This window comes from Ginsengibacter hankyongi, from assembly GCF_008710285.1.
Taxonomy (GTDB): Bacteria; Bacteroidota; Bacteroidia; order Chitinophagales; family Chitinophagaceae; genus Ginsengibacter; species Ginsengibacter hankyongi.
This window is the reverse complement of record NZ_VYQF01000012.1, coordinates 78,175-91,177: the sequence shown is the minus strand read 5'-3', so window position 1 is coordinate 91,177 and position 13,003 is coordinate 78,175. Positions and strand designations below refer to the sequence as shown.

The 13,003-nt window shown below is 41.3% G+C and carries 10 protein-coding genes; 7 read left to right on the top strand and 3 right to left on the bottom strand.

The genetic code is table 11. The annotated features are described in order from the left end of the window. Positions 1-181: 181 nt before the first annotated feature. The 3 genes from FW778_RS21430 to FW778_RS21420 all read left to right on the top strand — a co-directional run bounded on the left by FW778_RS21430 (position 182) and on the right by FW778_RS21420 (position 4,349). Positions 182-2,260 carry a sensor histidine kinase gene (locus FW778_RS21430; protein ID WP_150416939.1) on the top strand — a complete coding sequence of 693 codons (2,079 nt, stop codon included), beginning with the start codon at positions 182-184 and terminating at the stop codon, positions 2,258-2,260. Beyond that, a complete protein-coding gene (locus FW778_RS21425; RefSeq protein ID WP_150416938.1) occupies positions 2,260-3,012 on the top strand; it encodes a LytR/AlgR family response regulator transcription factor in 753 nt (250 codons plus the stop codon). Before FW778_RS21430 ends, FW778_RS21425 begins: the two co-directional genes overlap by 1 nt. A gap of 185 nt (positions 3,013-3,197) precedes the next feature. Further along, entirely contained in the window at positions 3,198-4,349 is a 1,152-nt protein-coding gene (locus FW778_RS21420; RefSeq protein ID WP_235906526.1) for a YVTN family beta-propeller repeat protein, read from the top strand. A gap of 48 nt (positions 4,350-4,397) precedes the next feature. Here the strand turns inward: FW778_RS21420 and FW778_RS21415 are convergent, their stop codons facing one another. Continuing rightward, positions 4,398-5,390: an aldo/keto reductase gene (locus FW778_RS21415; RefSeq protein WP_202552420.1), complete on the bottom strand. Its 993-nt coding sequence runs from the start codon at positions 5,388-5,390 to the stop codon at positions 4,398-4,400. Between the two features lie 219 nt (positions 5,391-5,609). On the opposite strand from FW778_RS21415, the gene FW778_RS21410 reads away from it, so the two are divergent. The 4 genes from FW778_RS21410 (at position 5,610) to FW778_RS21395 (ending at position 10,929) form a co-directional block, all read left to right on the top strand. Continuing rightward, positions 5,610-7,211 (top strand): GH35 family beta-galactosidase, encoded by a 1,602-nt coding sequence (locus tag FW778_RS21410; protein ID WP_150416936.1) that lies wholly within the window; start codon positions 5,610-5,612, stop codon positions 7,209-7,211. 190 nt (positions 7,212-7,401) lie between these two features. After that, positions 7,402-8,832 (top strand): arabinose isomerase, encoded by a 1,431-nt coding sequence (locus FW778_RS21405; protein ID WP_150416935.1) that lies wholly within the window; start codon positions 7,402-7,404, stop codon positions 8,830-8,832. Between the two features lie 21 nt (positions 8,833-8,853). Further along, positions 8,854-10,329, top strand: coding sequence for a GH39 family glycosyl hydrolase (locus tag FW778_RS21400; protein WP_235906525.1), 1,476 nt, complete (start codon positions 8,854-8,856; stop codon positions 10,327-10,329). 156 nt (positions 10,330-10,485) lie between these two features. Continuing rightward, the gene (locus FW778_RS21395; RefSeq protein WP_150416934.1) at positions 10,486-10,929 is read left to right on the top strand and encodes a DinB family protein; all 444 of its coding nucleotides are present in this window, start codon (positions 10,486-10,488) and stop codon (positions 10,927-10,929) included. A gap of 121 nt (positions 10,930-11,050) precedes the next feature. Here the strand turns inward: FW778_RS21395 and FW778_RS21390 are convergent, their stop codons facing one another. Then, complete coding sequence (locus tag FW778_RS21390) at positions 11,051-11,914, bottom strand: hypothetical protein (RefSeq protein ID WP_150416933.1); 864 nt, start codon at positions 11,912-11,914, stop codon at positions 11,051-11,053. Between the two features lie 69 nt (positions 11,915-11,983). Continuing rightward, complete coding sequence (locus FW778_RS21385; protein WP_150416932.1) at positions 11,984-12,841, bottom strand: hypothetical protein; 858 nt, start codon at positions 12,839-12,841, stop codon at positions 11,984-11,986. Positions 12,842-13,003: the final 162 nt, after the last annotated feature.

The window sequence follows — 13,003 nt, the reverse complement described above, 5'->3', positions numbered from 1 at the left end:
CCGCAGCGTTCCATAATTGATGTTTTGCAAGTTTCAATAGGAGCCAGGGTTATAAAAGAACAGCTACCACAAAAATACAGGGGTTATTTAAATTCAATTTTTAAATAAACGGCACTGGCATAATTATGCTTTAAGCTTTAAGCGTTAAGTATTAAATTTAGCATGGCGATTCTTCATTAATATGACGACTTCCCTTAAACGATATTTTTTATTGGCCTTCATTCTTGTTGGGTTAATGCCGGTTAATACAAATGCCCAGGCACCGGAGCCTTCCTCAACATTTCCGCCAGCTTATTATACACTCAATTCAGATACTGCCCGCATGCTGTTTTTAATGAATGCGATCAGTGATTCACTCAATAGCGGGCAGCTGAATTTGGTTTATAATATGGCGAAGGCCGGTGTGTCCCTTGCAGAAAAGAACAACGTTGATACAATGAAGGGGATCTTTTATTTTGATGTGGCTAAGGCATTTTCATACCGGTTTGATAAACCCGACAGCGCTATATTTTATTATAAAAAAGTGCTTCCTTATTTCCCGGGTAAAATGAATTACTATAACCTTACTTCGGTAAGAGAAATCATGGAGCGTTTCGTGCAGGCAGGAAAAAAAGATTCGGTCTTTGCTTACCTCGATTCCCTGCATGAAAGGATAGATACCATGGAGCTCACCAATCCACGCCGGTACGGCATTTCATCCGTAATGGCGGGAGTGTATCAATATTATGGCATGTTCAGAACGGCTATTGCCTTGTTTGAAAATTCCATTGACGGGCTGCGCAAGGCGGGTCATCCACGGGAAGTTGGTCTACCCATGGCGAATCTTGCTGAACTCTATGATGAATCGGAAGATGATATAAATGCGGTGAGATATGCCCGCGAAGCACTGGCCTACCTTGCCGGTAATAACATGCCGTTTATGGGTACGTCATCAAACCTGGCAACTTACTATACAAACCTTAACCTAATTGATTCTGCAATTTATTTCAATAAACTGTCTGATTCGGTAGCCCGCCTCATAAACAACCCGGAGCAGGAGCATGTGCGTAATCAATTTAATTATATTAATATTTTGTGCAACGGGAAAAAGTATAGCGAAGCAAAAAAAACACTTGCCCTTGTGAAACCCTGGGTGGATAAAAGTGGCGACCAATCTGATCTCGTGACCTATTTAATGTCTTACGCCAGTATAGACACGGGCCTGCACCGGTGGGCGCCGGCAGCAGATACACTTCGGCACGCACTGACCATTGCGAAAGAAACGGGCCAGGAGGTTTACATCGTAATGGTGATGCAGCAACTTGCAGCAGTAAATGCCCAACTCAAAAATTTCAGGGACGCTTACTACTACCAGCAACAATACATGGAGCACAAAGATTCTCTCACCAGCGAGGAAACAAAATCGAGGCTGGCGGATTTTGAGGCGATGAATAAAACACGGCAGAAGGAACAACACATTACCCTATTGCAAAAGGACAATGATATTAAGAATCTCCAGTTAAAGAACAGCAGGCAAGAGAATGTACTTTATCTCGGCGGGTTTACATTCTTACTTGCTGCAACAGGAATCGTCTTTTACCAGCGAAACAGGCGGCTGAAAATACAGGCTCAAAAGACAAAAGCAGAATTACAAATGCAGGTATTCCGCTCGCAGATGAACCCTCATTTCATTTTTAACAGCCTCAACGGTATTGAAAATTTTATTTTGCAAAACGATAAAAGGCAAGCCAGTGAATACCTTAATAAATTTGCCAGCCTCATACGGATCATCCTTTCTAACAGCCGAAAAGAAGGAGTGGCATTTACAGATGATATGGAAACGCTACAGTTATATATTGACCTGGAGCTTTTACGATTTAATAATAAGTTTTGTTATGTAAAAAATATTGACCCGGCCTTAATGGAATTTGATTACCGCGTCCCTCCGCTGCTGATTCAACCTTTTGTGGAAAATGCAATTGTTCACGGCTTCGCCTACAGCAAGAGAAAAGATCTGCGTCTACTCGTAACGGCCAGGCTGGATGATGATTATATTATTTATAAAATAGAAGATAACGGTGTGGGAAGAACAGCGGCTGCAGACTATGAGGCAAAAATTAAATCCAAACATACCAGCCTGGGCCTTCAGATAACCAGCGAACGGATTAATGTTTTTAATGAACAGCATAATGCCAAAAGCATGTTAACGGTTGAAGATTTATATGATCTTAATGGACAACCCACCGGCACTTGTATAACGGTAAAAGTAAAAATCATCTGATGCATAAAACACTTAGGGCCATATTGATTGATGATGAACTGAGCAGTTTGCAAAACCTTAAACAGAAGTTAGAGGAATTCTGCAAGCCTGTAACAGTGGTGGCCGCCGTGCAGGAGCCGGAAGAAGCCATTCACCTTATAAAACGACTTAAGCCTGATGTGCTTTTTCTTGATATTGAAATGCCAAAGATGAATGGATTTATGATGCTGGAAGAACTGGGCGAATGCAACGCAGAAATTATTTTCACCACTGCTTATAACCAGTACACCATAGATGCTATGCGCATCAGCGCTTTCGACTACCTCGTAAAGCCCGTTGCCATTAATGAACTGCAACAGGCAATGAACCGCCTGCTGGAAAAGCAAACAGTTCACACACGCGAGCGCCTGAATATTTTACAGCAAACATTAAAAGATGATAACAGCCAGGATAATAAAATTGCCGTTCCACTTGCCGATGGGTTTGAGTTTGTTGCCATAAAAAATATTGTGAGGATAGAATCAAGTTCCGGTTATTCCCGCATTTATTTATTTGATGGAAAGTCTTTGCTGCTTACAAAACTCCTGAAAGACTTTGAAGAACTACTGGCTCCGTACCGTTTTTTCAGGGTGCATAACAGCCACCTGATAAACCTTAATTATATAAAAAAATATATGCGTGGAACCGGCGGACAGGTGATGATGGAGAACGGCGATGTGGTGGATGTTGCCAAAAGAAAAAAGGAAGAATTTATAAGTTTGCTGAACCGGTAATAACTTCAGTTGCTTGTTGCACCAGTACCTGTCTGTTTCAATAAATAAATGCAGGATATCGGTAACGCTTAAATGAAGTTAATATGTAAACTTAAGATTGGTTGCAACATACCTGGTGAGTTCTCTTCAAGTTGAAGTTGCAACTTACTGTTCCGCATTTACTGGTAACTTTAAGTAAAAAAATTATGCCGCCGTTAGTAATTAAAGCCGGACAAAACAAAAACACTGGCAGCGCCGGTATCGTCCTCAAACCAATTCATATGACCAGTATCACTTCGGGCAAATTTCATTCAAACATTACCAGTAAAATAAAATGTGGAGGCAACAGGCTATTTGCTGCGAGTATTCTGATATCATTATTGATTTGCACCGGCCATTGTAATGCCCAGCAACGAACTTTACTGGCCCTTTCAAAAACGGATCATACGCTTGCGATGGTTGACCCTGTTTCATTAAAAGTCATGGCACGGGTACCGGTTGGTTCCGATCCGCATGAGGTTATCGCATCAACCGATGGAAAGACGGCTTACGTTTCTATCTATGGAGGCGGCAGCCTGCACGAAATTAATGTGATTGATCTCGTGGCAAAAAAGCCTTTATACAATATTGATACAAGGCCTTTCCTTGGGCCGCACGGGCTATCGTTTGTGGGAGGTAAGCTTTGGTTCACCGTTGAAGGCTCGAAGTGTGTAGGACGTTATGACCCGGCTACCAAAAAAATCGATTGGTGCATGGGTACCGGCCAGGACCGTACGCACATGATCTACGTAACTCAAGATGAGAAAAGTGTTTACACCACCAACGTTAGCTCCGGCACCGTAAGCATATTAACGGATACCCTCCCCGCCCCCGGCCCGATGGGACCGCCCGGGTTTCAACCGCGCCGGCAATGGAAGCAAACACTGGTGCACGTTTCAACAGGTTCCGAAGGTTTTGATGTTTGGCCTGATGGCAAACAGTTATGGACCGCATCCGCTGATGATGGAAGCATTGCTGTTATTGATCTAGACATCATGAAAGTTGCGGCAACCATCGATGCAAAAGTAATGGGTGCAAACCGCCTGCAGTTTACCCCCGACGGTAAAATGGTATTAGTATCGAGTCTTAGAAATGGCGATATGTGTGTTTTTGATGTTGCATCGCATAAAGATATAAAGAAGATAAACATGGGCCATGGCGGCGCAGGTATTTTAGTAGAACCAAATGGATTAAGGGCATTTATAGGCTGCACACCCGATAATTATGTTGCTGTAATTGACCTTAAAACGCTGGAAGTAATTAACCATATTGATGTTGGTGGCGGGCCCGACGGCCTTGCATGGGCTGTTAGAAATTAAATGGAGTTACTACCGGCATGGTATACCCGCTGAACATACAAACTGTTTTTAAACTTCTTTCTCCCGTATAAGGTCCATTAGCTTAACAAAGTCAGTAGTACCCAATTCTTCAATAAACTTCATATCTTCTTTTGATAATTGAATGAGGCCGGTTGTATTGCTCTCAGCTTGCTCAATTGTCCTGATGCCGGGAATAACGGTTGATACTTCGGGGTAACTTAAAATATAACTCAGTGCCAGCTGGGTTTTGTTCATGTTGTATTTTTCGCAGAGATTCCAAACAGGCTGCAGGCCCAGGTTACAAGCATCGACCACATCTTTTGTTACTCTTTTTTTACGATGATCATTATCGGGGAAATTTACACCCGCATCAAATTTACCCGTAAGCAGTCCAAATTGCAGCGGCATCCTGGCTATGATGCCGTATCCTTCAGCGCCTGCTTTTTTTATAAGCGGCATCGCTTTTTGATTCAGGATGTTTAATACCAACTGAAAACCACTCCCCAGTTTATTTTCCAACAAATAATTTGCTTCATCAAAGGGATCGTAGGTGTTCAGTGAGAGGCCCCAGTATCTTATCTTCCCGCTTTGCTGCAACAATTGCATGGCTTCTAAACAATCGCCCTGCTTAAGGTGCGATAATCTCGCGGTATGCAACTGGTAATAATCTATTGTTTCCCGCCCCAGTCTTTTTAAACTTTTTTCACAGGCTTGTAAAATATATTCCTTGCTATAATCAAAAGTAAACTCGTCATTGCGGGATACATTGCCCACCTTCGTTGCAATGATTACATCCTTATTGTTTCCCACGGTGTGTCCCAACAATTTTTCCGAATGGCCCAACCCATAAATATCAGCAGTATCAAAAAAATTAATGCCAACCTCCAATGATCTATAAATAGCTTTTATGGAAGTTATATCATCAGCTTGTCCCCAGCCAATAGCCGTGTTACCAATCATAGCGCCCCCACCAATTGCCCAGGCACCAAACCCAACTTCACTGACCAATAAGTCTGTATTTCCAAATTTGCGAAAGTTCATTTTGAATGTGTTTAAGTGTTTGTAACAACCTCGCTTACGCATGATGTTGCATTGAATGCAAAGAAACAGAATACAATGTAAATAATAAGTTTGTTGGCATTATAAAAAAAAGAAGTTCGTGAGTATGCACGAACCACGTGTTGAAGCGACATTGCTGAGAAAACGTATTTTTAGGAATTCATTTTTTTTAATACACCTGGTAAAATATATTCTGATAAGATGAAAAAAATAATTGTATTGTCATTTACAATCTTCGTTCTAACGGTCCCAAAATCTTTTTGCCAGCTACCTAAGCTTATCGAAAAAGATGGCCATCATGCTTTACTTGTAAATGGAAAACCATTTTTTATCCTTGGCGGACAGGCGCACAATTCCAGTGCGTGGCCCGCGATGCTCCCCTCTGTATGGTCTTCCATTGAGGTCATGCATGCCAACACGTTAGAAGTACCCATTTATTGGGAGCAGGTGGAACCTGAACAAGGAACCTTCGATTTTTCTTTAATTGATACACTGCTTAGCCAGGCAAGGCAACATAATGTCCATCTTATTTTGCTTTGGTTTGCCACCTGGAAAAACGGCAGTAATCATTATATGCCTGTATGGATGAAACGCGATGCCGGGAAATATCCTAATGTTATCGGCAAGGACGGGAAACCTGTTGATTCGCCCTCCCCCCACTCCCAGGCTACGCTGGATGCAGATAAAAACGCTTTCGTTGAAGTGATGAAGCATTTAAAAAAAGCAGATGAGCGACATTCTGTAATTATGATACAGTTAGAAAATGAACCCGGCGCATGGGGAAGTGTGAGAGATTATTCACCTGCTGGGCAAAAATTATTTGAGGCCGATGTACCATCGGAATTGCTTACTCCTTCATTGCTCACCGCGTTACAAATCCCGGCAGGAACCCAAGGCACCTGGCAAAAAGTTTTTGGAGAAAGAGCGGATGAATATTTTCATGCATGGTCCGTTGCCCGTTTCATTGGGCAGGTAGCAGCGGCCGGAAAAGCAGTGTACCCGCTGCCGATGTATGTAAATGCAGCGCTGCGTGATCCACTCACGAATCCAATGGCAAACACCTATGAAAGCGGAGGACCAACAGATAACGTAACCCCCATCTGGAAAGTAGCAGCACCTGCTATTGACATATTAGCGCCGGATATTTATATATCAGGAAGTGAAAAAATATTGAAGGTTATTAGTTTGTATAGCCGCCCCGATAATGCGCTTTTTGTACCCGAAGCAGCATTAAATGCTGATAAAGTAAAATATTTATCCGAAGTGATTGCCCGTGGTGGCATCGGCTTCTCACCGTTTGGTATAGACGATAATGGTGACTCGTCTCTGGCTGAACAAACGAACGAAAAGCTTGCCTCCTTTGCACATGAATACGCAACTATTGAACCGATGATGAGAGAAATAGCTCAATGGAGTTTCGATGGAAAAATAAAATCGGTGGTAGAGCGGGAGGACTTTGCACCGCAGACAATAGAACTTGGATCATGGAAGGCCATCGTAACATTTGGTGGCAATAGAAGAGGAAACGCCGCCCCGGTAAACACAGACCCCACGGGTAAAATGATGATTGTGCAATTGGAAGAAAATAAATTTATTCTTATAGGAACCGGCTGCCACATTACTTTTCAGCCTACCGGTAAAAACGCAGGCAGGGCATGGCAGTATGAGAAAGTAGAAGAAGGGAAATATGAAAATGGGAAATTTATATTGAGGCGCATTCAAAATGGAGATGAAACAGACTGGGGTGGCCCGGGTTTCGGTAGGGTGCCAACCGTTTTGCGGATAACCCTGATCGTGCGATAACTGTCGCGTTTCATGAAAGACGAACCACAGAGCTTGGTTTAAACGATAATTCAGGAATGTCGGGCGAAGGACATCATGCAATGAAGGTGATTAAATTATCTTCTAAATTAGATCACGCACAAGTAAAAAAAATACAAACACACACCAACTCATAAAAAAATCCCTGCTTTGCCGTATCTTGAATTTTAGAATGGAAAATGCAAAACTCACAATCGGATTATTCGGAATCGGCCTTGATACTTATTGGCCACAGTTTCAAGGATTAAAAGAAAGGCTCGAAAGTTATTTAAAAATAGTTGAGGAAAAACTTTCCGCAATTCATCCGTCAGTAATTAATGCGGGGCTCGTTGATACTATCGATAAAGCCTTTGAAACAGGCCTACTGTTTAAACAACAGGATGTTGACATCATCTTTTTATACGTAACCACCTACGCATTGTCTTCAACCGTTTTACCCGTGGTACAAAAAGCCAAAGTACCCGTTATCATTTTAAATCTTTCTCCCGAAGTTTCTATAGATTATGATGCATTTAATGCTATGACAGACCGGACAAAGATGACCGGCGAATGGCTTGCATTCTGCTCACCCTGCCCCGTACCCGAAATTGCAAATGTTTTTAAAAGAACCGGAATTTCATTTCACCAGGTAACCGGCATGCTTCATAACGATGACGAATGTTCGAAAGAAATACGCGAATGGATTGAAGCGGCAAAAGTTGCTCACATCATGCGATACAATCGCCTCGGTTGTATGGGTCATTATTACAGCGGTATGCTCGATATTTACACTGACCTTACGCAACAATACGGCTGCTTTGGCGGGCATATTGAATTGCTGGAAGTAGAAGAATTAGCAACGTTCCGCAAAGGAGTGACCACCGAAGAAATGAACGAAAGGCTCCGTTTATTTTACAACACATTTGATGTGCAGGAAGATTGTCTGCAGGAAGATCTGGAAAAAGCTGCCGTGACTTCAATTGCATTGGACAAGTTGGTTGAGCAACATAAACTGGGTTCAATGGCTTATTATTATAAAGGCACCGGTAACCAGGAAAATGAAGAAGCCATCAGCTCCATTATATTAGGCAACTCATTGCTTACAGCAAGAGGTATTCCTGTTGCCGGCGAATATGAAATAAAAAATGTACAGGCCATGAAGATCATGGATAGCTTCGGCGCCGGTGGTTCCTTCACTGAATATTATGCAATGGACTTTAAAGACGATGTGGTATTGATGGGACATGACGGACCCGGGCATATTGCCATCGCCGAAGGCAAAACAAAAGTGAGACCGTTAGAGGTTTACCACGGTAAAGTAGGCAAAGGCGTATCAGTGGAGATGTCAGTAAAGAACGGGCCTGTTACTTTATTAAGCGTTGTTGAACAAAAAAATAATGGATTAATGTTGTTGGTTGCAGAAGCTGAATCTGTGCCGGGGCCAATATTGCACATAGGCAATACCAACAGCCGTTACAAGTTTTCAACAGGCGCCAGGAAATTTGTGAACGATTGGAACAGCTACGGTCCAGCACATCATTGCGCAGTGGGCACCGGGCACATAAGTTCCAAAATAGAAAAGCTTGGCAAATTGCTGAATATCGACGTAATAAAAGTTTGTTAACACCATTAAATTACCTGAAACATGACAAAAAAATTTATTGCTACATTTTTTCTAACGCTATGCGTAAACGCTTTTTTATTTATACCGAACCTCTATGCACAGGATAGTGTTTCTGTTGACTGGAATAAAACAGTATTCGTTTCCAAAACAACACCAACGCTGCAGGTGGTAGAAAATCCAATGGTGAGGCCCTCCTCACCTATTCATGAAAACACTTTTAAAGCATTAAAAAATTTAGGTGCAGATTATGTTCGTTATGTTCCATGGTTTCCCTACCCTAAGATGGCCGTTGCCGAATTAAAGCCGCCAACAAAAACAGAAACGTTCTGGGACTTCACTTATTTGGATAGCACCATGGAAGCGTTGATGAATGCCACCAGCGGACATTCCGTTGTAATCAATTTCAGCACTACGCCCGCATGGATGTGGAAGACCGATGCGCCCGTACAATATCCTGATGATGCCTACCAGGTGTCCTGGAACTATAACCAGGGAACCGTTTTGAGAGATACCACTGCAAAAGAAGTGGCAGGTTATTATGCAAGACTATTGAGCTGGTACACCAAAGGCGGCTTTACTGATGAACTGGGCAAGTATCATAAATCAAATCATTTTTATAAAATACCTTATTGGGAAGTATTGAACGAGCCGGATTTTGAGCATAGCATTTCGCCGCAGTTGTACGCGAAGATGTATGATGCAATAGTCGGTGCCATGAAAAAGATTTCACCGTCAACAAAGTTCATCGGCATGTCACTCGCATTCAATGCCCGGCCCGAACATTTTGAATATTTCCTCAATCACAAAAATCATCAGCCCGGTATTCCGTTAGATGGCATCTCATATCATTTTTATGGAACGCGTTCTTATAATAACGAACCATTGGAAGAATACCAGTATGCCTTTTTTGATAAGGCAGATGCCTTCCTTGAAAAGGTTCGTTTTATAGAAAGCATCCGCAAAAGGCTTTCGCCAAAAACTATTACCACCATTAATGAAATCGGGACCATCATCGGATCGGCAACCGGCGAAGATATTCCTGCAGTCTATTGGAATTTATCGGGCGCCATGTATGCTTACGTATTTCTCGAATTAACAAAAATGGGAATCGATGTAGCCGGAGAATCGCAACTAGTGGGCTATCCAACGCAATACCCTGATGTGAGTATGATGGACTGGAAGACAGGCAAGCCCAACTCAAGATACTGGATATTGAAACTGCTAAAAGATAATTTCGGCCCCGGTGATAGGCTGGTAGCCACTGCTGCTCACGGTGATTTTTATTGCCAGGCTTTTAGTACCGCGAAAGGGAAAAAGATTCTATTTATTAATCCCCGCAATAAGCAGGAGAAGATCAGCTTACCATTTGATGTAAAAGATGCCACGATTCAGTATGTTGATGAACAAACTGGTGAAAACCCGGTTGCAAGGGAACAATTAACCGAAAAATCCATAACGCTTCAGCCCTATGAAGTTGCCGTTGTAGAAATGAAGTAGTAAATAAGGCCGCAAGCTTTCGTGCATTCATGAGCGTTAGCACGGGATATTACACATTAATGTAAATAAATTTACAAGCTGCCGTCCTATTCCCAGCACATCATTTGTTATACAAGTGTATAAATTAGTAATACACACAATTAAAATGATCACATAATGTACAAAGAAATTCTCCTGGAAATAGTAAAGCAAAACCAATTTACCAGCCATTTTTCTTTTGACAGAGTTACAGAAGAAAATGCGGCTTTAAGGCTAAACGATAAAACGGCATCAATAGGTTTTATTTACCGGCATGTGGGTGAAACGTTCAATTTATTTGGTCAATTTTTGGGGATGCCCACCGATGTTCAAAACACAACAATCGGTAAAACCGATAACGGCCAGGGACGTGATGTTAAATACAGCAAAGAGTTAATTGACAGGGGTTACCGGATGCTAACAGAACTCGTGGAAAACAGTTCAGAAGGAGACTGGCTGAAACCCGTTGAAACTCCTTTCTTTGGCACTGTTACACGAATAAGATTATTTGCTCACGTTCTTTTCCATAACTCCCACCATGCCGGGCAGATATCAATGACCTTATCAAAAGGAAATAAATAATTACCTGAAACAAGACCGAATAACCTTTACCGTTAGTTTTATCCGCACATAAAATACCAACCCACTATTCCGTTCTTAAACTCTGCACCGGGTTTTCAACTTTATAAAATTTTGTTTTTAATTACCTGCTATGCAATTTTTCCTGATAGAGTTTTAATAATCTTCTATTGGTGCCAGTAAAAATATAACTGATTGACAGCCCGACATAAGATAAGTTGGCGGAATAAGTTCCTGTACTTTCCGGTTTGCCTGTCACATCAATGGTATAATTAAAGTTTACAACTTTTGTTGCTGAAAAATTTGCAAGCAGGTTTATGCGCAGGAAATTATAATTAGAAAGAAAAAAAGAATATCCTCCGCCAACATTAAAATTTATCCACGGCTTTAAATTATTTCCAACCCAGCCTTCCAAATCGAGCACCGGCACATATTGGCTATTTACATCTACTCCACCGTAGTCATAGATATAAATCGCTTCGTCCGGATCGAAGCGTATATTTATCCCGTCATCTACATTCCAGGTTGAATTGCTTTTTGCAGCCCATCTCTTTTCAAACCATATCGGCGCGGAAAGGTAAATAGCATAATCTTTAGTGAGGCGTCCCCGGAAATCGATGTCATATTGCAGGTTGGGGGTGAAATCTGTTTTTGGGATAAACAATTTGAAATTTCTTCCACTGAATCCAACATGAGCACCCACTATTAAGGAGTAGTCTTTATTAAAATTAATGAAATAATTTGCGCCGGCCTCGATACCACCTACATTTGAGGCACCCATTGAATAGGGACCCAATTGCCTTACAGGTTTTCCTTTTTCTGTACTGTAGGGGATTAAATAAAAGCCGAACCAGGAGCCATGGAAGAGAACTTTTGGGATGTTTTTTTTTATGAAATTATTCTGCTGTGCAAAAGCTGGTAACAGAAGGATACAATAAAAAATGGTTCCTGGTAATAACCAAACTGTAATCTGGCGGATCAACCTCATAGATTTGAATTTCGCTTATTGTCTTTCCTGGTTGCTCTTCAATATTTCTTTTTAAAATGCTTCTAAGGCTCAATTACCGTTTTTCATTTTTTCCTCTAAAATCTTACGAAGTCGTTTGTTGGTGCCAGTAGAGAGGTAACTGAATGACAGACCCACATAAGACATGTTAGCCGAGAAAGTTCCGGTACTTTGTGGTTTGCCGCTAACATTTATCTGGTAGGTTCCATCTATTATTTTCTTATCAGAAAAATTAGCCACGAGGTTGCATTGCAAGTAATTATGATTTCGAAGCAATAACGAATAACCTCCTCCTATATTATAATTAAGCCATGGGCGCAAATTGTTTCCCATTGTGGCGTCTATTTCCAGAACTTTTGTTTGATTGCCATTTACATCTGATATATTCTCCGCAAAACCATAGTGACTATATCGCATAGGATAATACCTGACATTAACACCTGCAACAACATTCCAAAAACCATTACTTCCCGTAAACAAACGCTTTTGTATCCAAATGGGAACACTCATGTAATATGCCCACTCAGCTGGCCCATACTCATTCCAATTGCCACCAATACTCGGATTAAAGTCGCTTCCGGGAATAAAAAGCTTGTAATTCGTAGCAGAAGCACCTCCATGCAGCCCTACCATCACCGAATAGCTGTTACTGATGTAGATATGGTAATCAGCCCCCGCTTCAAATCCATGTTTATATAGCGTTTTAAGATGATAAGCTCCTGATTGTGGAGTAGCTTTTGCTTTGTTAACGATATAGGATGCAATTGAAAAGCCAAATGAAGAACGGTTATAAACACTACTTATTTGTGATTGATCTATTTTTTCAATTTTAGATTGTGAAAAGCATAACAGGTTTGTTAAGAACATCAAAGCGCAAGTAATTAAAATTCTCACCCGGATAGTATCCATTTCTAATCGTTAGATTTTGGTTTAAACAATCTAAATTAACTACAATTTCTTATGATTAATACGATTCAGTTTTAAAAAACATGAAACTGAGAAAAAACACAGGCAGACAATCCGTGAATACGAACTGCGGAATTTTAATTTCAGTACCAATAGCCGATTAGC

Excerpts from the sequence above, each read along its gene's own strand:
- FW778_RS21430 (WP_150416939.1), top strand. The coding sequence starts at position 182 with ATGACGACTTCCCTTAAACGATATTTTTTATTGGCCTTCATTCTTGTT.
- FW778_RS21420 (WP_235906526.1), top strand. The coding sequence starts at position 3,198 with ATGCCGCCGTTAGTAATTAAAGCCGGACAAAACAAAAACACTGGCAGC.
- FW778_RS21425 (WP_150416938.1), top strand. The coding sequence starts at position 2,260 with ATGCATAAAACACTTAGGGCCATATTGATTGATGATGAACTGAGCAGT.
- FW778_RS21390 (WP_150416933.1), bottom strand. The coding sequence starts at position 11,914 with ATGAGGTTGATCCGCCAGATTACAGTTTGGTTATTACCAGGAACCATT.
- FW778_RS21410 (WP_150416936.1), top strand. The coding sequence starts at position 5,610 with ATGAAAAAAATAATTGTATTGTCATTTACAATCTTCGTTCTAACGGTC.
- FW778_RS21405 (WP_150416935.1), top strand. The coding sequence starts at position 7,402 with ATGGAAAATGCAAAACTCACAATCGGATTATTCGGAATCGGCCTTGAT.
- FW778_RS21395 (WP_150416934.1), top strand. The coding sequence starts at position 10,486 with ATGTACAAAGAAATTCTCCTGGAAATAGTAAAGCAAAACCAATTTACC.
- FW778_RS21415 (WP_202552420.1), bottom strand. The coding sequence starts at position 5,390 with ATGAACTTTCGCAAATTTGGAAATACAGACTTATTGGTCAGTGAAGTT.
- FW778_RS21400 (WP_235906525.1), top strand. The coding sequence starts at position 8,854 with ATGACAAAAAAATTTATTGCTACATTTTTTCTAACGCTATGCGTAAAC.
- FW778_RS21385 (WP_150416932.1), bottom strand. The coding sequence starts at position 12,841 with ATGGATACTATCCGGGTGAGAATTTTAATTACTTGCGCTTTGATGTTC.